Annotated in this window: 17 protein-coding genes; 9 read left to right on the plus strand and 8 right to left on the minus strand. The window is 67.0% G+C overall.

All coding sequences use genetic code 11. From position 1 onward, the window contains the following. The first annotated feature begins 164 nt into the window (after positions 1-164). Positions 165-902 (plus strand): SDR family oxidoreductase, encoded by a 738-nt coding sequence (locus ACSFB7_RS10315; protein ID WP_435469624.1) that lies wholly within the window; start codon positions 165-167, stop codon positions 900-902. A 29-nt stretch (positions 903-931) separates the two neighbouring features. Here ACSFB7_RS10315 and ACSFB7_RS10320 read toward each other — a convergent pair whose 3' ends face one another. Genes ACSFB7_RS10320 through ACSFB7_RS10330 form a run of 3 tightly spaced genes read right to left on the minus strand, consistent with a single transcriptional unit; the run spans position 932 to position 4,432 of the window. After that, complete coding sequence (locus ACSFB7_RS10320; RefSeq protein ID WP_435469626.1) at positions 932-1,246, minus strand: polyhydroxyalkanoic acid system family protein; 315 nt, start codon at positions 1,244-1,246, stop codon at positions 932-934. Next, on the minus strand, positions 1,239-2,372 hold the full coding sequence (locus tag ACSFB7_RS10325) for an aminopeptidase (RefSeq protein ID WP_435469628.1): 1,134 nt from the start codon (positions 2,370-2,372) through the stop codon (positions 1,239-1,241). Before ACSFB7_RS10325 ends, ACSFB7_RS10320 begins: the two co-directional genes overlap by 8 nt. Next, positions 2,369-4,432 carry a molybdopterin-containing oxidoreductase family protein gene (locus ACSFB7_RS10330; protein WP_435469630.1) on the minus strand — a complete coding sequence of 688 codons (2,064 nt, stop codon included), beginning with the start codon at positions 4,430-4,432 and terminating at the stop codon, positions 2,369-2,371. The genes ACSFB7_RS10325 and ACSFB7_RS10330 overlap by 4 nt, the downstream gene beginning before the upstream one ends. Before the next feature lie 51 nt (positions 4,433-4,483). Here ACSFB7_RS10330 and ACSFB7_RS10335 point away from each other — a divergent pair, with 51 nt between their 5' ends. Further along, positions 4,484-5,611, plus strand: coding sequence for an ABC transporter substrate-binding protein (locus ACSFB7_RS10335; RefSeq protein ID WP_435469632.1), 1,128 nt, complete (start codon positions 4,484-4,486; stop codon positions 5,609-5,611). Positions 5,612-5,983: 372 nt separating this feature from the next. Here the strand turns inward: ACSFB7_RS10335 and ACSFB7_RS10340 are convergent, their stop codons facing one another. The 4 genes from ACSFB7_RS10340 to ACSFB7_RS10355 form a co-directional block, all read right to left on the minus strand. Next, positions 5,984-7,078, minus strand: a complete 1,095-nt coding sequence (locus ACSFB7_RS10340) for a M14 family metallopeptidase (RefSeq protein WP_435469634.1) — start codon at positions 7,076-7,078, stop codon at positions 5,984-5,986. Then, positions 7,075-8,277, minus strand: coding sequence for a M20 aminoacylase family protein (locus ACSFB7_RS10345; RefSeq protein ID WP_435469636.1), 1,203 nt, complete (start codon positions 8,275-8,277; stop codon positions 7,075-7,077). Before ACSFB7_RS10345 ends, ACSFB7_RS10340 begins: the two co-directional genes overlap by 4 nt. A gap of 72 nt (positions 8,278-8,349) precedes the next feature. Next, entirely contained in the window at positions 8,350-8,871 is a 522-nt protein-coding gene (locus ACSFB7_RS10350) for a nucleoside deaminase (RefSeq protein WP_435469637.1), read from the minus strand. Between the two features lie 40 nt (positions 8,872-8,911). Then, on the minus strand, positions 8,912-10,249 hold the full coding sequence (locus ACSFB7_RS10355; RefSeq protein WP_435469639.1) for a nucleobase:cation symporter-2 family protein: 1,338 nt from the start codon (positions 10,247-10,249) through the stop codon (positions 8,912-8,914). Positions 10,250-10,382: 133 nt separating this feature from the next. Here ACSFB7_RS10355 and ACSFB7_RS10360 point away from each other — a divergent pair, with 133 nt between their 5' ends. Beyond that, positions 10,383-11,297: a LysR family transcriptional regulator gene (locus tag ACSFB7_RS10360; protein WP_435469641.1), complete on the plus strand. Its 915-nt coding sequence runs from the start codon at positions 10,383-10,385 to the stop codon at positions 11,295-11,297. A 15-nt stretch (positions 11,298-11,312) separates the two neighbouring features. Here the strand turns inward: ACSFB7_RS10360 and ACSFB7_RS10365 are convergent, their stop codons facing one another. Continuing rightward, a complete protein-coding gene (locus ACSFB7_RS10365; protein ID WP_435469643.1) occupies positions 11,313-12,500 on the minus strand; it encodes a glycerophosphodiester phosphodiesterase in 1,188 nt (395 codons plus the stop codon). Positions 12,501-12,600: 100 nt separating this feature from the next. Between ACSFB7_RS10365 and argE the strand changes: the two genes are divergently transcribed. From argE to ACSFB7_RS10395, 6 genes are all read left to right on the plus strand, one after another. Then, on the plus strand, positions 12,601-13,767 hold the full coding sequence (gene argE / locus ACSFB7_RS10370) for an acetylornithine deacetylase (RefSeq protein ID WP_435469645.1): 1,167 nt from the start codon (positions 12,601-12,603) through the stop codon (positions 13,765-13,767). Further along, positions 13,760-15,019, plus strand: a complete 1,260-nt coding sequence (locus ACSFB7_RS10375) for a DUF445 domain-containing protein (RefSeq protein WP_435469647.1) — start codon at positions 13,760-13,762, stop codon at positions 15,017-15,019. Before argE ends, ACSFB7_RS10375 begins: the two co-directional genes overlap by 8 nt. Positions 15,020-15,157: 138 nt before the next feature. Continuing rightward, a complete protein-coding gene (locus tag ACSFB7_RS10380; RefSeq protein ID WP_435469649.1) occupies positions 15,158-16,861 on the plus strand; it encodes a Vgb family protein in 1,704 nt (567 codons plus the stop codon). 134 nt (positions 16,862-16,995) lie between these two features. Beyond that, positions 16,996-17,769 (plus strand): MHYT domain-containing protein, encoded by a 774-nt coding sequence (locus ACSFB7_RS10385; RefSeq protein ID WP_435469651.1) that lies wholly within the window; start codon positions 16,996-16,998, stop codon positions 17,767-17,769. Positions 17,770-17,852: 83 nt separating this feature from the next. Beyond that, positions 17,853-19,463 carry an acyl-CoA carboxylase subunit beta gene (locus ACSFB7_RS10390; RefSeq protein ID WP_435469653.1) on the plus strand — a complete coding sequence of 537 codons (1,611 nt, stop codon included), beginning with the start codon at positions 17,853-17,855 and terminating at the stop codon, positions 19,461-19,463. Further along, positions 19,460-21,412: an acetyl-CoA carboxylase biotin carboxylase subunit gene (locus tag ACSFB7_RS10395; protein WP_435469655.1), complete on the plus strand. Its 1,953-nt coding sequence runs from the start codon at positions 19,460-19,462 to the stop codon at positions 21,410-21,412. The genes ACSFB7_RS10390 and ACSFB7_RS10395 overlap by 4 nt, the downstream gene beginning before the upstream one ends. The last annotated feature ends 12 nt before the right edge of the window (positions 21,413-21,424 follow it).

A 21,424-nucleotide genomic window follows, 5' to 3' on the forward strand; every position in this document is an offset into this window, starting at 1 on the left:
TCGTTGATCAGCAGTACACCAGCAGCGCGTCCTGTGCGAATGACGCCAGGTGCTCCCCGCAGCGAAATAAAGGAGGAGCGAAGCGGGGGACATTCGCGGAGGGGAGCTCCTGGTGTCATTCGCACTCGCCCTGAACACAACACCCACCCAACATACCCACTGACATGACCACCTCCTTCGACTTCTCAGGCAAGCGAGCACTCGTGACCGGCGCAAGCAGTGGCATCGGCTGCGCAGTGGCGGCACGGCTCGCGCAATCAGGTGCGCAAGTAACGGCCATAGGACGCAACGCAGCCGCGTTGGATGCACTGCACGCAGAAGCCAACTGCACGCCGCTGGTACTTGACGTAGCCGACGTCCCCGCACTGGAACGCGCACTCGCGACATTGCCAGCCTTCGACCTCGTGGTGAATTGCGCCGGCATCGCTCTGCTCGAATCGGCCCTCGACCTGCAGGCCGACAACTTCGACGCCGTGATGGCAGTGAATGCACGCGCCGCCGCTCTGGTGGCCTCGCGCTGCGGCAAGGCCATGATCACGGCCGGTGTGCGCGGCAGCATCGTCAACGTGTCGAGCCAGGCCGCGCTGGTGGCACTCGACGCGCATCTTTGTTATTGCGCATCGAAGGCGGCCATGGATGCGATCACGCGCTCGCTGTGCCTCGAATTCGGACCGCACGGCATTCGCGTGAACAGCGTGAACCCGACCGTCACGCTCACGCCGATGGCCGAACAGGCCTGGGCCGATCCGGTCAAGAGCGCGGCGGCGATCCGGGGGATTCCGCTGGGCCGCTTCGCACAGGTGGAAGAAGTGGTCGCGCCAGTCCTGTTCCTGCTGAGCGACGGCGCGTCGATGGTGAGCGGTGTCGCGCTGCCGGTGGACGGCGGCTACACCATCGTCTGAAAGAAAAAAGAAGAAGAGAAGAAAGCCGCTCAGGCGAAGCGGCTGCCGCCCTGCGGCGCGTCGAGCAGCGCATCGAGGTTGCGCGTGATCTTCTCTTCGATCTGATCGCTGAAGCTACTGAACAGAAAGCCCAGCGTGGCATCGAGCGTGAAGGTGCTCGCCGTGACCTCGACCGTGCCGTCGATGCCCGCGCGGGTGAACTGCGCGGTGTCGCGGTCCTTGCCTTCGGTGTAGGCGCATTCGAGGCCGAACTCCTGCTCGGCCTGTTGCACCCATTGGCGCGCGACTTCGCGTGCGCCGGCAATGCCCAGCGTGTGGTTGCGTTCGATATGGATGTCAGGCACCGTGGTGATCTCCGTTTTTGTCGTTGTGGTCGCTGTGGGTTTGCAGGATACCGGTGGCCGCCTGCAGCGCGCTGCGGCGTTCTTCCTCGGTCGGCAATCTGGAAATGCGCCGGACCTCAGTGTAGAAGCGCGGCCAGTCGTGGCCCTCGCGCTCGAAAAGTTTCTCAAAACTGGGCACCAGGTCGTCGTAGGCGCCCTGCGCACCGAAGGCCGCGTTGTTGGCGCGCGCCACCCAGCCGTCGTAAGCGCCCTGGCGCGGGCCGGGCCAGCCTTCGCGCAGCTTGGCATAACGCGCGCGAAAGTCGGCCATGGCGGCCTGCTTCATGACTTCCACGGCGGCCCAATCCTTGGCCTTGGCTTGCGGCGATTCGTAAACCTGCGTCAGCGCGCGGCGGGTGTTGAGCGCAAGCGCCCGGAAGTCCTGGCGCTGCGAATCGAACTGCGTGTATTCGCGGCGGGCCGCCTCGCCGGCTTCGCGCTGCAGCCACATCGCGCCGCCGATGCGTTCGACCGCCGTGGCATACGACTCGTTGAACACCGTGTCGCCCGCCACGTAAAGCACCTGGTGCGCCAGCTCGTGGAACACGATGCGCGCGAGTTCGCCTTCGGGGTAGCCGATGAAGGTCGACAGCAATGGATCGCCACCGGCCCAGTTCATCCAGCCCAGCGTGGAGTACGCGGGCACGGGGTACACGGCCACCTCCATGTCGAGCTTCTTCTGCGCCTCGGCTTCAGCCTTGGCTGCGGCTTCGTCGTAGTAGCCGCGATAGCCCACGCAACCCGCGACCGGGAAGCACCAGCTCTTGAGCGTGAGCGAATACGGCGGCGCGGCCACCACGTTCCACACGGCGGCGGCGCGGTGCAGGTCGGCGTACGACTTGTAGCTGGGGTTGTCGGGCAAGCCCAGTTCGGTCACGGCGAAGCGGCGGATGCGCTGCGTGAGTTCGAGCTTGGCCTTGAGCTGCGTCGACACGGCCGGGTCGGCCAGCCACTCAGGCACGGGCTTGGCGGCCCGCATGATGCCGATGTGGCCGCTGGCCGATTGCCAGTAGTAGCCGAGGTCGGCGCAGCCGGAGAGCGACAGCAGCGCCGCACCGGCCAGCGTCAAGGCGAACAGGGGCCTCATGCTTTTTCGACTTGCACCAGACAGTCGTAGAAGGTGGGGCCGCGGCCGATGTCGGTCAGGCGCTGGCTGGTGAGTTCGTTGACGTTGGTGCCGTCCATGCCGAGCTTGCGCCACCAGATGCCCATGCCGTGCACCACGCCCTGGCGCGCGCGGCGCGAGACCTCGGCGCGGCAGTGGTGCTCGCCGCGCTTGTTGAACACGCGCACGGTGGCGCCGTCCTCGATGCCGCGCGCGGCAGCATCGGCCTCGTGGATTTCGAGCAGCGGCTCGACCTCGATGGCGCGCAGGCTCGTCACGTTGACGAAAGTCGAGTTGAGAAAATTGCGCGCGGGCGGCGAGATCATCGCGAGCGGGAACTCGGTCGAGCTGCCGGCCGGCTCCCAGTTGGGCACGTGGTCGGGCAGGCCGTCCATGCCCATGGCCTGAAGGCGCCCGCTGAAGAACTCGCAGCGGCCCGAAGGCGTGGGGAATTTGCCTTCGGCAAAGGGCGCATCGGGCAGCTTCACCGTGGTGAAGCCCTGCGCGAGCAACTGCGAAAAGTCGATGCTGTCTTCGGCAAAGGCGGTGCGGCACAGCGACTCGTCGCTTTCCGAGAAGCAGGGCTCGTCGAAGCCCATGCGGCGCGCCAGCTCGCGGAACACCCAGGCGTTGCTGCGGGCCTCGCCGCGCGGCGCCACGGCCGGGCGGTTGAGCAGCACGTCGGTGTGGCCGTAGCTGCAGTGAATGTCCCAGTGCTCCAGTTGCGTGGTGGCGGGCAGCAGGTAGTCGGCGTAGTCGGCGGTGTCGGTGCGGAACTGCTCCAGCACCACGGTGAACAGGTCTTCGCGCGCGAAGCCCGCCACCACCTTGGCCGACTCGGGCGCCACGGCCACGGGGTTGCTGTTGTAGACCACGATGGCCTTCACCGGCTTGGCGGTGTCGAGCAGCGCATCGCCGATGGTGCTCATGTTGACGGTGCGCGGCCGACGGCCGGCCATCAGGTCGGGCCGCTGCAGTGCGGCGCGGTCGACCGGGTAGTGGCCCGAACTGCTCAGCAGCAGGCCGCCCGCGCGGTCGCGCCAAGCGCCCACCAGCGCGGGCAGGCAGGCGATAGCGCGGGCCGCGTTGCCGCCGCCGCGCACGCGCTGCATGCCGTAGTTCAGGCGGATCGCGGCGGGCTTGGTGGTGCCGTAGGCCTTTGCCAGTGCCACGATCTGCTCTTCGGGCACGCCGCAGACTTGCGCCGCGCGCGAAGGCGGCCACTGCAGGGCACGCTCGCGCAGTTGCTCCCAGCCCAGCGTGTGGTTGGCGATGTAGTCGTGGTCGAGCCAGTCGTGCACGATCAGCTCGTGCATCAGTGCCAGCGCCAGTGCGGCGTCGGTGCCGGGCAGCAGCGCGATGTGCTCGTCGCACTTGTCGGCGGTTTCGGTCTTGCGAGGGTCGATGCACACCAGCCGTGCGCCGGCGCGCTTGGCGGCCTGCGCATGGCGCCAGAAATGCAGGTTGCTGGCGATGGAATTGCTGCCCCAGATGAGGATGAGCTTGGCCTCGGCAAAGAACTCGATCCGCATGCCGACCTTGGCACCCAGCGTGTAGACCATGGCCTCGCCACCGGCCATGGAGCAGATCGTGCGGTCCAGCAGCGTGGCGCCCAGCTTGTGGAAGAAGCGCCGGTCCATCGATTCGCCCTGCACCAGGCCCATGGTGCCCGCATAGCTGTAGGGGACAATTGCTTCAGGATCGCCCTGCAATGACCGAAGATGCGCGGCGATGTCGTCCAGAGCGGCATCCCACGACACCGGCTCGAACTGGCCGCTGCCCTTGGGCCCGACGCGCTTGAGGGGCTGCACCAGCCGCTCGGCATGGTCGTTGCGTTCGATATAGCGCGACACCTTGGTGCACAGCACGCCGCCGGTGTGCGAGTGGGCGGCATTGCCCTGCAGCTTCACGGCGACGCCGTCCTTGACCGTGGTGACGAGGGCGCAGGTGTCCGGGCAGTCGTGGGGGCAGGCCCCCAACACGGTGGACGTTGCGGGCTGGGTGGGTGCTTCTTCGAGCAAGGTATCCGGTGCGTGGGCCATCGGGCGAGTCTAATTTGTGCGCAAGCCAGAGCACAGTGGGAGGTTTTCAGGATGTTGAATCGCAGGCGTTTTTCTTTGACCGTCGGAGCGGCCGCCACGCTGGGCGGCTTCGGCATTGCACAGGCGCAGAGCGAGGCACCGCTGGTGCTGGGCCAGTCGGCGCCGTTCACCGGACCGGCGGCGCAACTGGGCATCCAGTTCCACCAGGGCGCCAAGCTGTTCCTCGACCAGTACAACGCACAGCCGGGCCAGCGCGACGTGGTCATCAAGAACCTGGACGATGGCTACGAGCCCGACCGCTGCGCCGCCAACACCCGCAAGCTGATCGAGGAAGACGTGTTCGCCCTGTTCGGCTACATCGGCACACCGACCAGCCTGGCCGCGCTGCCCTTGGCAGTGAAGGACAAGGTGCCGTTCATCGCACCGTTCACCGGCGCGATGTCGCTGCGCGAGCCTTTTCACAAGAACGTGTTTCACCTGCGCGCTTCGTACAACGACGAAACGGCGCTGATGGTGAAGCACCTCACCCACCTGGGCTTGAAGAAGATCGCTGTCTTCTATCAGAACGACGCCTACGGCAAGGCCGGGCTCGACGGCGTGACGCTGGCGTTGTCGCAGCAGGAGCTGAAGCCGGTGGCGCTGGCCACGGTGGAGCGCAACTCGTCCGACGTGGCACAGGCGGTGAAGACGCTGGTGGCTGCGCGGCCCGACGCGGTGGTCCAGGTCGGCGCCTACAAGGCTTGCGCGGCCTTCATCCGCGAGGCGCGCAAGGCGGGCTACGGCGGCAGCTTCATCAACCTGTCTTTCGTCGGCACGCAGGCGTTGGCCGATGAACTGGGCAAGGAGGCAGCGGGCGTGATGGTGACGCAGGTGGTGCCCTCGCCCTACAACCCGGCCAACGCGATCACGCGCGAATTCGCCGAAGCGGTGCGCAAGGCCGGCGGCGGCGCCAGCGCGAACTTCTCGAGCATGGAAGGCTATCTGGCCGCGAAGGTGCTGACGGAGGGGCTGCGCAAGGCGCCGGGCAAGGCCACGCGGGACGGGTTGGTCGCGGGGCTGGAGAGCATCGACCGCCAGCAGTTCGGCGGCTTCGAGGTGTCGTTCTCGTCGAAGAACCATGTGGGCTCGAAGTTTGTCGAGCTGTCGATGCTGACTGGTGACGGGCGGGTCAGGACTTAGATGTCCGTCCGCTCTGGGGGTGGTTCTTGGCGTTGCTGTTTCGGGTGTGGGTGCGGGTTCGGGTGCGGGTTCATTCGGGGCGAGTGCGAATGACACCAGGAGCTCCCCTCCGCGAATGTCCCCCGCTTCGCTCCTCCTTTATTTCGCTGCGGGGAGCACCTGGTGTCATTCGCACATGGACGCGCTGCTGGTGATCGCTGATCAACAAGTGCTCTGAGCGCTCACGTCGATACGGGGCTCTTTTTCGCGAAATAAAGGAGGAGCGAAGCGGGGGACATTCGCGAAAAAGAGCACCGTGTCGGCGGGAGCGTCGCCCTGAACAGCAGTGCCCTGAACAAACAGCAGCACCAAAACTCAACGCATCAAAAAAACTCAGCCAGCAAGCCCATCCACAGCCTGAAACATCGCCTGCCGAGCCTGGCTGACGATCTGCCCGCGCCAGGCATCGGTGTCCGTATAGAAGGCCTCGACCATCCGCGCACGAATGCCGTCAGCCAAGTCGGACGGCGCTTCCGGATGCTTGTGCAGCCAGTGATCGGCACGCAGCGCGCCGGTCACTTCGAGCATCGGCAACGTGCCGTATTCAAGCGCGATGCCCGTGTACTCGGCCTGCGGGCACTCTTCGTACATCGCGTCCCACATCAACCCACGCAGCAGCGCCGAGGTCGACGATCCGTCGTAGATCGACGTGACCGGCGCCGCGGGCGTACCCCACCAGGCGTTGGCGCGGGCATAGGCCACCTTATCGTCGCGGCAGGCAAAGATGCGTTCGCCCAGGCCATTGGGCCCGAGCCCCGTGTGCAGGTCGATCCAGGCCACGCGGCGTGCGCGACCCGCATGACGGCGCAGCACTTCGCGGATGGTCTTGTTGCTCCAGGTCGGTGCCTTGCCGCCGAAGAACAGGCCATCGTCGAACTGGTACTGGCCGCTGGTCACGGCCGCCTGGAACGCGGTGGCGCCGTGCTTGTCGATCCACTTCGCAATCGCGGCCTGGTTGTCGGGCGTGGGCGGCCAGGTGTCGGGCAACAGCAGCGCATGCAGCTTGGCGTAAGGCTCGTTCACCGGCACCGGCTTGGAGAAGTCGAGAAAATTGCGGTTCAGGTCGACGTTCTCTTGCGTGACGCGCCGGCCGTATGAAAAACCGTGCGGGTTCAGCGCGTGCACATACAGCACCGCCACACCCTTCGCCTTGGCCTTCTCTCGCCATTCGGCGTCGTGCAGCGCGAACACCTGCACGCCGCTGCCGCAATGGCCCTCGACGCCGTGGCAGGCACTGCTGACGATCAGCAGATGCTCGGCATTGGCATCGCCGTCGAGCGCCACGTCCATCGACAGGTCTTCACCGTCGCGGCCCTTGAGCGGATGCGCATGCGGCTCGACCGTGAGGCCGGCGCTCACGCAGCCCTGCAGGAATTTCTGGCGTGCCTGCGCGTAGCGCGGCGAGAAGGCTTCGGCGATGCCGATCATGGGGCACCGCCGCCGGGCTTGAGGAACTGCTCGGCGATCTGCACCCAGCAGGTGGCTCCCAGCGGGATCAGGTCGTCGTTGAAATCGTAGCTCGCGTTGTGCAGCGTGCACGGGCCTTCGCCGTGGTGCACGTCGCGGTGCGCGCCGTCGCCGTTGCCGATGAAGGCATAGGCGCCGGGCTTGGCCTGCAGCATGAAGGCGAAGTCTTCCGAGGTCATGGCGGCCTCTTGCTTCAACACGTTCTCTGCGCCGACGATGCCGCCCATCACGCGGCGCGCGAAGTTGGCCTCGGCCTCGGTGTTGATGGTCGGCGGGTAGTAGCGCTCGAAGCGGAAGTCGCAGGTGGCGTCATGCGCCGCGCAGATGTGTTCGCTGATCTGCTTCATGCGCGCCTCGATCATGTCGAGCACCTCGATCGAGAAAGTGCGCACGGTGCCCGACAGCTCGCAGTTGTCGGGAATCACGTTGTTGGTTTCGCCCGCATGGATGGTGGTGACCGAGATCACGGCCGAATCGGTCGGCTTCATCTTGCGCGTGAGGATGGTCTGGAAGGCCTGCACGATCTCGCAGGCGATCGGCACCGGGTCGACGCCGGTCTGCGGCAGCGCGGCGTGGCCGCCCTTGCCGATCACGTTCAGATGGAACTTGTTGCCCGAGGCCATCACCGGGCCGGGGCTCACGGCGAACTGGCCGGCGGCCATGCCGGGCCAGTTGTGCATGCCGAACACGGCGTCCATGGGGAACTGCTCGAACAGCCCTTCCTTGATCATCTCGCGGGCACCGCCGCCGCCCTCTTCGGCCGGCTGGAAGATCAGGTAGACGGTGCCGTCGAAGTTGCGGTTCTTCGCCAGATGCTGCGCGGCTGCGAGCAGCATCGCCGTGTGGCCGTCGTGGCCGCAGGCGTGCATCTTGCCTTGGTGCTTGCTGGCATGCGCGAAGGTGTTGAGTTCGGTGACGGGCAGCGCGTCCATGTCGGCACGCAGGCCGACGGCGCGGTTGCTGGTGCCGTTCTTGATGATGCCGACCACGCCGGTGGTGCCGAGCCCCCGGTGGATGGGAATGCCCCATTCGGTGAGCTTGCCTGCCACCACATCAGCGGTGCGGACTTCTTCGAAGCAGAGTTCGGGATGGGCGTGGAGGTCACGTCGGACGGCGGCAATGCCGGCCGCCTGGGTGACGAGGGAATCAATGAGTTTCATGGCGTGGTCTCAAAACGCCAGTCTATCCATTCCGGCATTTCGGAGCACGGCGGAAAACACGCAGTCGGCGTGTCAGTGGCCTGTGGTCCAGAAGCCTCGATGCGGCGCCGCGGCCTCGTCTTCGAGCAGCGGTCCCACCACTTCGACGCGCCGCTGGCCGCGCACGAAAACTTCGCGGCAGGGCAGCGAGAAGGTCGGGTTTTCGGGATGGTCGCCGGTCAGGCCGAGCAGCGCGTGTTCCGAAAGCGCATAGACCACGCGGCCGATGTTCGTCCAGTAGATGGCACCGGCGCACATGCAGCAGGGCTCGGCGCTGGTGAACAGCGTGCTGCGGGCCAGTTGCTCCGGCGTGCGCAGGCGCGCCGCCTGCGCGGCCGCGACCAGCTCCGCGTGCTGCGTGGGGTCGCCCTCGGGGGGCATCGAGTTGTTGCCGGCGGTCACGACGACTTCGCCGTGCTCGTCGGCCACCAGCGCGGCAAAGGGATGCCGGCCACGGGCCTTCGATTCTTCGGACAGCGCGATGGTCATGCGCAGCAGTTCGAGGTCGCGCGGGGACAGGTTGGCGGGCGTGGCGTTGTGTGGGCTGTGGTTCATGTCAGTAGAGCTTCGTCAGGAGAAAAAAGGTTTGTATTGATCAGCGCGCCACGGCAACGGGCGCTTCTTCGGTCACTGTCGCCGTGCCCCGGTTCAGCAAGAGATTGAGCAGCACCGCCGTGATAGCGCCCAGGAAGATGCCGCTTTCAAGCACCAGCTTGAGCGGGCCGCTGGCATGCGCGAACAGCGCGGGGAACGACATCGGCAGCACGCCCACGCTCACCGACACCGCCACGATGATCGCGTTGCGCGTGCCCTCGAACTTGACGCGCGAAAGCTCCTGGATGCCCGCCACCGTCGTCATGCCGAACATCACGATCGCGCAGCCGCCGAGCACCGGCCGGGGCACCGAGGCGATCAATGCACCGAGTTTGGGAAACAGCCCCATCAGCACCATGATCGCGCCCGCCGAGGCCACCACGTAGCGGCTCTTGATGCCCGACAGCGCGATGAGCCCGGTGTTCTGCGTGAAGGCGTTGTACGGAAAGCTGTTGAAGACACCGCCGATCATGGTCGAGAGGCCGTCCGCGCGAAAGGCGTTGCCCAGCGTCGCCTGGGTCGATGGGCGGCCGACGATCTGCCCGATGGCCAGGCAGTTGCCGGTGGTCTCGGCCATGATGACCAGCATCGCGAGCGTCATGATCAGGATCGGTGCCAACCCGAACGCGGGCAGGCCGAATGCGAAAGGCGCGCTCACCTCGAACCACGCCGCATGGCCCACCTGCACGAAGTCGGTGAGCCCGAAGGCCGCTGCAATCGCCGTGCCCGCAATCAGCCCCAGCAGCACCGCGAGGTTGCCGACGAAGCCGCTGAACCGCGCGTAGACGAACAGCGTGATGGCAATGGTCGCCAGGCCCAGCAGCAGGTTCTGCACGCTGCCGAAGTCGGGCGCGTCCGGGTTGCCGCCGCCCAGCCAGATCGCGGCGGCGGGCATCAGCGAAATGCCGATCACGGTGATGAGGCTGCCGATGACCACCGGCGGAAAAAAGCGCAGCAGCCGGCTGATGACCGGCGCCAGCAGCACCGTGATCGCGCCGCCCGCGATGACGGCGCCGAACACATGAGGCAGGCCGTATTCCTTGCCGATCATGATCATCGGCGCCAGCGCGATGAACGAGCAGGCCTGCACCAGCGGCAACCGCGCGCCGAACTTCCAGAAGCCCAGGGTCTGGATCAGCGTCGCGATGCCGGAGGTCAGCAGGTTGGCATTGATCAGTGTCACGACCTGCGCCTGCGTGAGCCCGAGCGCGCTGCCCAGGATCAGCGGCACCGCCACCGCGCCCGCATAGAGCACCAGCACATGCTGCAGGCCGTAGGTTGCCATCTGCTGCGGGGGCAGCACTTCGTCCACGGGGTGGACACCGGAAGAAAGGGTCATCGAAAGTCTCCGCGTTTTGTGTGTGAGCTGTTTTTCTCGCCCGGCTCTGTGGCTGGACGGGGCGGATGATCGATGGCCTGCATCGGGCGTCAAAGTTAGTATTCATCGTTTTTTTCGATGGAAGAAGGACGCCGTGCGCTATTCGCTGGAGCAGCTCGAAACCTTTGCCGCCGTGGCGCGGGCCGGTTCCTTTTCGGCGGCGGGGCGTCAGCTCGGCAAGACGCAATCGACGGTGAGCGCGGCCATCGGCAACCTCGAAGTCGACCTGGGCGTGGCGCTGTTCGACCGCGCGACCAAGATCCCCACGCTGACGGAAGCCGGCCATCGCATGCTGCGCGAAGCCAACGGCGTGCTCGACCGTTGCCTGGCGCTGGAAGGCCATGCGCAGAGCCTGGCGGAGTCGGTCGAGTCGGGCCTCACGCTGGCCATCGAGATCCCCTACAACGTGCTGATGCCGGCGTTCGCGGCCTTTGCCGAGCAGTTTCCGTATGTCGACCTGGAAGTGCGGCATCCGCTGCACGGCGATGTCAGCGCACTCGTGCAACAGGGCGATGCGCAGCTCGGCATCGGGTTCGCGCAGCCGGGCTATGCGCGCGAGCTGGACTTCGTGCAGATGGGCAAGCTGGTGATGGCGCATGTGGCGGCGCGCGGGCATCCGCTGGCGGCCATGGCGGCGGTGAACTTCACCGACCTGCACCGGCATCGCCGGCTCGCCTTCAGCGCGCACAGCGAGCGGCTGCCCACCACCGAGTACCTGGGCGCCACGCGATGCTGGCGCGCCGAAAGCTACCTGGCGCTGCTGGAGATGACGCGCGCCGGCCTGGGATGGGCCACCTTGCCGCGGCGGCTGGTGCAGCGCGAACTGGCCGACGGCGAGCTGGTCGAGCTACAGCTGGGCGCCTACCCGCACACCGACTGGCTGCTGGGTGTCGACCTGCTCTGGAACAAGGCACGCCCGCTCGGCAAGGCGGGCACCTGGCTGCGCGCCGAGCTGGCGCGCTTCAAGGTGTCGGAGACCGACAGTGCCGGCCATCCGACGACCTTCTGAAGAAAGCCGCCGACTTCAGCGGCCGATGCTCTTGAGGTACTCGGTACGCGCGGCGAGTGCGGTGTCGGTGAAGTCGGTGAACACGCCGTCCACGCCGAGCTTGTAGTACACGCCGTATTCGTTCTTGCCGTCCTTGTTGTAGTCGGACGCCAGGCGGCGCGACTCGTTGCGGAAGGTGAAGGGGTGCACGAACAGGCCGGCCTTGTGCGCGTCGGCGATCAGCGTGGTCGGGGCCATCGAGGTGGCGTCGGCGTCGTTGATCTTGCCGTCCTTGTTCACGTCGACCGGCTTGCCGTCGGCGCCGATGGTGCCCTTGATGCTGACGATGTAGCGCTTCCACGGGCCGATGCCGTCGGCATAGGTCTTGATTTCGGCCAGGCCTGCAGGCGTGACCATGGCGTCGAAGTTGCGCTTGTCGCCGGCCTTGGTCCAGTCGTAGGGGCGGTCGCTGGGCACGGCGAAGGTCACGGCGCCGGTCTTCAGGTCGACGCTGTCGCCGTCGATCAGCTGAATGATCTTGGTGTTCAGGCCTTTGCTCTTCATGTACTTCAGGCTGCCGGGCTCGAAGGACTGCACGTAGATGGGCGCGGTCTTGTTGTTCCAGCCGGCGGCGACGATGGCGGCGATCATCTTGTCTTCCAGCGGCAGGCCGAGTTCGCGGAAGTAGGTCGGGTTCTTCGACTCGGGGTAGATCGCGATGGTGCGGCCGGTTTCCTTCGTCTTGGCCTTGGCGAAATCGATGATCTCCTGGAAGGTCACGACCTTGAACTTGCCGTTGTATTCCTGCGCCCGCTCGGCGTCGGTGGAGATGCCGCCCAGCGTCTTGATTTCAGCCAGCGTGAAGTCGTTGCTGAACCAGCCGGTCTGGGTTTCGCCGTCGACCTTGATGGTCTTCTTGCGCGAGGCGAATTGGGCGTGCTTGGCCACGTCGGTGCTGATGGCCAGGTTGGGGTCATGGCGGGCGATGAGCACGCCGTCCTTGGTGGAGACCAGGTCCATCTCGATCACGTCGGCGCCCAGTTCGATGGCGCGCGAATAGGCTTCGAGCGTTTCTTCCGGCAGGTAGCCCGATGCACCACGATGGGCAATGACCAGCGGCGGATTGCCGTCGAGCGTCAGCAGCTTGTTGGAGGGGCCGGTGGTGCTGCAGGCCGCAACGCACAGGGCGGCGGTCGCGGTCAGGGCGATCTGAAGGGTGCGCATGGGCTTTATCTCCGTCCAAAAAAGAGGCAGCCTACCCGCTTCGCATGACGGCTTGAACGTCAGTCGACGCGCGGCACCGACTTCCGGGAGAATGTGTTGCATGCTCCACACGCTTTCCCCCCAAAGCCTTCTGCTGGCCCAAACTTTGGTGCGCATGAACACCATCAGCGCCAACAGCAACCTGCAACTGATCGACTTCGCGCAGAGCCACCTTGCGGCCCTGGGCGTGAAAAGCCGCATCACCTACAACGCCGAACGCACCAAGGCGAACCTGTTCGCCACGCTGGGCGAAGGCAAGCCGGCCGGCGTGATCGTCTCGGGCCATACCGACACGGTGCCCTGGGACGGCCAGGACTGGAGCGTCGATCCGCTGTCCGCCGTGGTGCAGAACGACAAACTCTACGGGCGCGGCTCGGCCGACATGAAGAGCTTCATTGCCATCGCACTGGCCAATGCCCACCGCTTCCTGGAAAGCGACTCGCCCTTCGCGGTGCACTTCGCCTTCAGCTACGAGGAAGAAATCGGCTGCTTCGGCGTGAAGGAACTCATCGCCGACATGCGCGATGCCGGCATCAAGCCGCTGGCCTGCATCGTGGGCGAACCCACCAGCATGGTGCCGGCCATCGCGCACAAGGGCGTGTACCGCTACAAGTGCTGCGTGCGCGGCAAGGAAGCGCATTCGTCGCTCACGCCCAAGTCGGTCAACGCCATCGAGATGGCGGCCCGCGTGATCGGCAAGGTGCGCGACATGGCGGAAGACTTCGAGCGCAACGAGCCGCGCTACGAGGGCTTCGACGTGCCCTTCAGCACCGCCAGCGTGGGCCAGTTCCACGGCGGCATCGCCGACAACGTGGTGCCGCGCGACGCCGAGTTCCGCTATGAATTCCGCGACCTGCCCACGGCCGACGCCCGGCGCATGCAGGCCGACGTGGTGGCCTACGCAGGCAGCATCGAGCCGGCGATGAAGAAGGTGGCGCCCGATGCGGGCTTCAAGTTCGAGACCATCTGCGAGATCCCGAGCTTCCTGGGCGCAGCCAACGACCCGATCACGCTGCTCGCGCAACGGCTGGCGAGCGAGGATCGCACCACCTTGGTGGCCTTCGGCACCGAAGCGGGCCTGTTCAAGAACGCCGGCATCCCCACGGTGGTGTGCGGCCCCGGCAGCATCGAGCAGGCGCACCAGCCCGACGAGTTCGTGAGCCTGGAACAACTCGCGCGCTGCGAGCTGTTCATGGAACGCCTGGCCACCTCGCCGGTCATTGGCTGACGACAACGGCAGCGACGCGCTGCGTCGCATGAAACGCGTCGCGCTCGGCCTGCTGTGCGCGGCGGCCCTGCTGTATGCGGCGGCGAGCGCGCTGCATGCGCAGCATCCGGCCTGGGGCTATGTGGCGGCCTTCGCGGAGGCCGCGATGGTCGGCGCCATCGCCGACTGGTTCGCGGTGGTGGCGCTGTTCCGTCGCCCGCTGGGCCTGCCGATTCCGCACACCGCGATCATCCCGAGCAACAAGGACCGCATCGGCGCCAAGCTCGCTGGCTTCATCTGCAACAACTTCCTGAGCACCGCGCAGGTGCTGGCCAAGCTGCGCCAGTTCGATGCGGCCGGCCGCATCGCCGACTGGCTGGCCCGCCCCGCGAGCGGCGAGAAGCTGGGCGAATGGGGCGTGGCCGCCACGCGCTACGGGCTCTCAGCCTTCGATGACGAGCGGGTGCGCGACTTCATGGGGCGCGCCGCTGCGGCGGGCCTGGCAAAGATCGACCTTTCGCGCCTGACCGGGCAGGCACTCGATGCGCTCACGGCGGGCGGGCGCCATCAGGCGCTGCTCGACGACGTGCTGCAGCAGGTGGCCGGCCTGCTCGAAGGCGAGGAGATGCAGGCGCACATCACCGAGGCGATTGCGCGCGAGATCAAGACGCTGCGCTACGTGGGCCTCGACCAGGTGGCGGCCAAGCTCGCCACGCGCAAGATCGTGGCGGCGGTGGCGCGCACCATCGGCGAACTGGCGGCCGAGCCCGACCATCCGATGCGCAAGCGCTTCGACCACTTCGTCGACGACTTCGTGGTGCGGCTGAAGCTCGACCCCGAGTTCCAGCAGCGCGGCGAGCAGATCCGCGCCGAGCTGATCGCGCACCCGGCCCTGGGCGACTACCTGCACGGGCTGTGGGGCGAGCTGCTGGCGTGGCTGCACGACGACCTGGGCCGTGGCAATTCGACGATCCGCCAGCGCATCGCGTCGATGGCCGGCGCCCTCGGCACGCGGCTGCAGGCGGACGAGCCGATCCGCCGCTGGATCAACGAGCAGATCGAGGCCGCCGCGCCGCTGGCCATCGAGCGCTACCGCGAGGACATCCGCCGCTACATCGAGGAGCGCGTGGGCGAGTGGAATGCCGAGGAGATGACGCTCGAACTCGAACGCAACATCGGGCGCGACCTGCAGTTCATCCGCATCAACGGCACGCTGGTGGGTGGGCTGGTGGGGCTGCTGATCCACACCGTCACGCAACTGCTGCGCGGCTGAGCGAAGAAGGCTTGGCAAGAGCTGAAGGCTGCGGGTAATCCACAGCGAACGAAAGTGCGCATCCTGTCCCCGCGGGGACGCGGCTGACACGTCCGCCTCCTAGACTGCTGCGCGCACACAAGAAGAGGAGAAGAACGCATGCCCCGCACTCGCCTACACGCCGCCTCACTGGCCGCCATCGTCGCCCTGCTGGGCGCCTGCGGCACGCTGACGCCACCGGTGTCCGCGCCGCCGTCATCGGCGCCATCGGCCGCGCCGTCCTTGCCGGCGACACCGCCCACGCGGCCCGCATCCTGGGCCGCGCCCGAAGTGCTGGTCGCGCCCTCTTCCTTCGCCGGCGTGCATGGCCTGGCCATCGATGCCAAGGGCCGCCTGCTCGCGGGCAGCGTGCTGGGCAACACGCTGTGGGAAGTGGACCGCGCCACCGGCGCGGCAAAAGTGTTCATCGACGCGCCCGAAGGCCAGGCCGACGACATCGCAGTCGGCCCCAACGGCGAGCTGGCATGGACCAACTACCTCATGGGCAAGCTGCGCTACCGCGAGAGCGACACCGCGCCGCTGCGCGTGCTCGCCAAGAACCTGCCCGGCCTGAACTCGCTCGATTTCGACCGCCGCAACGGCAAGCTCTACGCCTCGCAGGTGTTCCTGGGCGACGCGCTGTGGGAGATCGACCGCGACGGCAAGAAGCCACCCCGGCTCATCAAGAAAGACATGGGCGGCTTCAACGGCTTCGAGGTCGGGCCCGACGGCATGCTCTACGGGCCGCTGTGGTTCAAGGGCCAGGTGGTGAAGATCGATCCGGCGAACGGCGCGATGACGGTGATCGCCGAGGGCTTCAAGATCCCGGCCGCGGCCAACCTCGACGGCAAGGGCAACCTCTGGGTGGTGGATGCGCGCAGCGGCGAGCTGGTGCGGGTGGACCTCGCCACCGGCCGCAAGACGGTGGCGAAGCAGTTGCGCCCGTCGCTCGACAACCTGGCGATCGCATCGGACGGAATGATCTATGTGTCGAACATGGCCAACAACGAGGTGCAGTCCTTCAACCCGGCCACGGGCGAGCTGCGCACGCTCACCAGCGGCAAGGTGGCGGTGCCGGCCGGCATGAAGATCGACGGCAACGACCTCTGGGTGGCCGACGTTTTCGGCTTTCGCCATGTCGACGTGCGCACCGGCGAAGTGCGCGACGTGTTCCGCATGCAGCGCGATCCGGACCTGGACTATCCGTTCGCGGTCGGGCTGTCGGCGAAGCTGTTCGCGCTCAGCTCATGGTTCGGCGGCACCGTGCAACTGGTCGACCGCCAGACGCTCAAGACCGTCGAGACCATCCACGGCCTGAAGACGCCGTTCGATGCGGTGCCCATGGCCGACGGCAGCGTGATCTACGCCGAGCTGGCGGCGGGCAGCATCACCCGCGCAAGCGGGCCTAAGTTTGCCGACAAGTTGGTGCTCGCTAGCGGCCTGAGCGGCCCGGTGCAGATGATCGTCGGCCAGGACGGCGCGCTCTACGTCACCGAGGCGGCCGGCAAGCTGCTGCGCATCCCACTGGACGCCAGCGCGCCGCTGCGCACCGTGGCCGACGGGCTGGCGCTGCCTGAAGGCGTGGCGCAGACGCCGTGGGGCAGCTTCATCGTGGCCGAGAGCGCGGCGCGCCGGCTGGTGGAGATCGATCCGGCCAATGGCAGCCGCCGCACCGTGGCCGAGAACCTGCCGATCGGCCTTGCGCCGGGGCCCGGTTTGCCGCCGCCCTACGTGGTCACGGGCGTTGCCGTGGGCAGCGACGGGACGATCTACATGGCCGCCGATCGCAACAATTCGATATATCGTATCCGCGCCGTAAGGTGACGTAACAATAAGTGTAAATTTCAATTTACTTTTAAAAACAAATATTACAGACTGGTCGGGACGTCTCGTGGCGTCCCGATCGCATCCGGCTGTCGGGGGTATTGCCCAGGCGTTCTTTCCTGAAGGGACAACGCATGACTCCGCTCGTCGTAGGCCAATTGCTATCGCCCGAATACTCGCTCGGGCTGGTGGCGCTCTCCTTCCTGATCTCATTCGCCGGCTCGCTGGTGGCGCTCATCTGCGCCGGGCGCATGGTGGGCGCGGACGGCAAACCCAACCTCGCCGTCGTGGCCTGCGCCGCGGTGGCGCTGGGCGGCATCGGCATCTGGTCGATGCACTTCATCGGCATGCTGGCGTACCGGCTGCCGGTCGGCATCTCCTACAACATGCCGCTCACGGTGGTGTCGCTGGTGGCGGCCATCCTGATCTCGGGCATTGCCCTGTACATGGCCGGCGGCCGGCGCAAGTTCAGCAGGTCGGGCTGGGCGGCGGGCAGCCTGCTGGCCGGGCTCGGCGTGTGCGTGATGCACTACATGGGCATGTTCGCGATGAACATGCGCGCGTCGATGGACTTCAACATCGCCACGGTCGGCCTGTCGGTGCTGATCGCCATCACCGCGGCCGCCGCCGCCCTGTGGCTGGCGTTCAACCTGAACAAGTTCACCCACAAGGTCGCGGCCGCCGCCGTGATGGGCGTGGCGGTCTGCACCATGCACTACGTGGGCATGAGCGCGGCCAGCATGGTCTGCATCGCCGCGGCGCCCGCCGATGCGCTGGCCATCGGCGGCAGCTCCATGGGCCTCACGGTGTTCGGCACGGCCGGCGCGGTGCTGATCTTCATCTACTGGGTGGTCACCGGCAGCAGCCTCGACGCGCCGCCCACGCAGCGCCGCGCACGCACCAGCTGACCAGCTAGTTGGCACAAGCGGGCCCGGCGCCCGCGGCCTACAGTCTGTGCAGACCTCCAACAAGCGATCTGCACAGACTCTTCATGCCCGTCATCGAATCCCGGCTGCACGCGGCCAGCGACACCTTCCAGGCCAACCGCACCGGCATGCTCGCCCTGCTCGAACAGGTGCGTGCACACGAGGCCCGCGCCGCCGCGGCCTCCGGCGCATCGGCCGAGCGCTTTGCCAGGCGCGGGCAGCTCCTGCCGCGCGAACGCATCGCGCTGCTGCTCGACACCGGCGCGCCCTTCCTTCCGCTCGCCTCGCTCGCGGGGCTGGGCCATGACAACCCCGACCTGTCGAAGAGCGTGCCCGGCGGCGGGCTGATCTCGGGCATCGGCCAGGTGGCGGGCGTTCGCTGCGTGGTCAACGCCTCCGACTCCGGCATCGATGCCGGCGCGCTGCAGCCGATGGGCCTGGACAAGCAATTGCGCGTGCAGGAGATCGCACTCGAGAACAAGCTGCCCTATGTGCAGCTCGTGGAAAGCGCCGGCGCCAATCTCATGCAATACCGCGTGCAGGACTTCGTGCGCGGCGGCAACATCTTCCGCAACCTCGCGCGGCTCTCGGCTGCAGGCCTGCCGGTAGTGACGGTGACGCATGGCTCATCGACCGCAGGCGGCGCCTACCAGACGGGGCTGTCCGACTACATCGTGATGGTGCGCGACCGCACGCGGGCCTTTCTCGCGGGGCCGCCGCTGCTGAAGGCCGCCACCGGCGAGATCGCGACCGAAGAAGAACTGGGCGGCGCCGTGATGCACACCCACATCTCGGGCCTGGGCGACTACCTGGCCGAAGACGATCGCGACGCCATCCGCATCGCGCGCTCGATCCTCGGCGGCATCGACTGGGCGCGCGACGAAGCGCCCCGCAAGTTCGCGCCGCCGCGCTACGACGCAGACGACCTGCTCGGCATCATGCCGAGCGACGGGCGCCGTCCGGTGGACATGCGCGAAGTCATCGCGCGCATCGCCGATGGCTCGGAGTTCCTGGAATTCAGCGAGCATTACGGCAGCGCCACCGTCTGCGGCCACATCCGGCTCGAAGGCCATGCGGTCGGCATCATCACCAACAACGGCCCGATCGATTCCGATGGCGCGACCAAGGCCACGCACTTCATCCAGGCCTGCTGCCAGTCGCGCACGCCCATCGTCTACCTGCAGAACATCACCGGCTACATGGTGGGCCGCGCGCATGAAGAGGCCGGCATCATCAAGCACGGCGCCAAGATGATCCAGGCCGTGACCAGCGCCACCGTGCCGCAGATCACGCTGCACTGCGGCGCCTCTTACGGCGCAGGCAACTACGGCATGTGCGGGCGCGGTTTTGCGCCGCGCTTCTGCTTCTCGTGGCCCAACGCACGCACCGCCGTGATGGGCGGGGAGCAGGCCGCCAAGACCATGGCCATCGTGATGGAGGCCGGCATGGCGCGCAAGGGCGCGGTCGACACCGCGAAGATCGATGCGATGCAGCAGCAGATCGTCGAGCGCTTCGACCGGCAGATGAGCGTGTTCACCACCAGCGCGCTGCTGCTCGACGACGGCGTGATCGACCCGCGCGACACCCGCGCGGTGCTGGCCGAAGTGCTTTCCGTGTGCCGCGATGCCGATGCGCGCACGCCGCAGGCCATGCAGTTCTCGGTGGCACGGCCATGAAAAAATTCCACAAGATCCTGATTGCGAACCGCGGCGAGATCGCGGTGCGCGTGATGCGCACCGCGCGCACCATGGGCTACCGCACCGTCGCGGTGTATTCGAACGCCGACGCCAATGCCGAACATGTGCGGCAAGCCGACCAGGCCGTGTGGATCGGCGAATCGCTCCCCGCGCAAAGCTACCTGAACATCGCTGCCCTCATCGAAGCCGCGCGCACCAGTGGTGCCGATGCGGTGCACCCCGGCTACGGCTTTCTTGCGGAGAACGCAGAGTTCGCACAAGCCTGCCGCGACGCGGGGCTGGTCTTCATCGGCCCCTCGCCCGAGGCCATTCGCGCGATGGGCGACAAGGCCGGCGCCAAGCGGCTGATGCAGGCGGCCGGCGTGCCCTGCATTCCCGGCTACCAGGGCGAAGATCAAAGCGCCGCCAAGCTCGCAGCCGAAGCCGCGCGCATCGGCTGGCCCGTGATGATCAAGGCTACCGCCGGTGGCGGCGGGCGCGGCATGCGGCTCGTGACCTCGGCCGCGTCGTTTGCGGAGTTGCTGCAGAGCGCGCAGTCCGAAGCGCTCAATGCCTTCGGCGACGCCACGGTGATCCTGGAGCGCGCCATCGTCGCGCCGCGCCACATCGAAATCCAGGTGTTCGCCGACCGGCACGGCAATGCCATCCATCTCGGCGAGCGCGACTGCTCCGTGCAGCGTCGGCATCAGAAGGTGGTCGAAGAAGCGCCATCGCCGGCCGTGTCCGAAGCGCTGCGCGAACGCATGGGCGCCACCGCCGTCGCCGCCGCGAAGGCCATCGCTTACGAAGGCGCAGGGACGCTCGAATTCCTGCTCGATGCCGAAGGCCAGTACTGGTTCATGGAAATGAACACGCGCCTGCAGGTGGAGCACCCGGTGACCGAAGCGGTGACCGGGCTCGATCTGGTCGAGCTGCAACTGCGCGTCGCGGCCGGCGAGCCCTTGCCGCTGACGCAACAGGACGTGCACATCACCGGCCACGCAATCGAAGTGCGGCTGTGCGCCGAAGACCCGCAGCAGGGCTTCATGCCGCAGAGCGGCACGCTCGCCGCCTGGCGGCCGGCAGCAGCTCTGCGCACCGAGCACGCACTGCGCGACGGTGCGGTCGTGCCGCCCTTCTACGACTCGATGATCGCCAAGCTCATCGCCCATGGCCGCACGCGCGATGAAGCCAGGCACCGGCTGATTGCGGGCCTGCAGAACACGGTGGCACTGGGCCTTGCAACCAACCAGCAGTTGCTTGAACGCGTGCTCTCGCACGACGTGTTTGCAAGCGGCGGTGCGACCACGGCGTTCATCGCCGATCACCTCGATGCGCTGCTTGCGCCCGATGCGGCGGTCGACACGCATGCCGCCTTGCTCGCTGCGTTGCTGCTTCAACTGGGTGAGCGCGGCTGGCCTTCACCGCTCGCGCACACGCTCCCCAATGCCCTGCGATTCGCGCTCGACGGCAAGGTGCATGCGGCTCGCGTGACGCCGCGTGGCACCGGCCGCTTCGATGTGGCGCTGGACGATGAAGCGCCCACGCGGGTCGAACTGCTGGCCCGGCCGGGCGATGGCACCGTGCGCTTCTCGTGCCAAGACGTGGCGGATCAAGCACTTGCAGTGCGCGAAGCCGCCGGCCCTCTGTGGATTCACTTCCATGGCCGATCCTTCGAGCTGCACGACCTCACGCATGTCACCGAAGCACGTGCAGACACCGCCGGTGGCGACGGCCTGCTGCGCGCCTCGATGAACGGCCGCGTGATCGCCCTGCTGGTGGCCGAAGGCGATGCCGTCGCGGCCGGACAACCGCTCATCACGCTGGAAGCCATGAAGATGGAACACGTGCATTGCGCACCGCGCGCCGGCCGTGTCGCCGCACTGCATGTGGCCGTGGGCGCCCAGGTGGCCGCGCGCCATGTGGTCGCCGAGATCGCCGACGCATGACGATCATCGCCT

The organism is Variovorax raffinosi (assembly GCF_051216615.1).
GTDB lineage: Bacteria > Pseudomonadota > Gammaproteobacteria > Burkholderiales > Burkholderiaceae_C > Variovorax.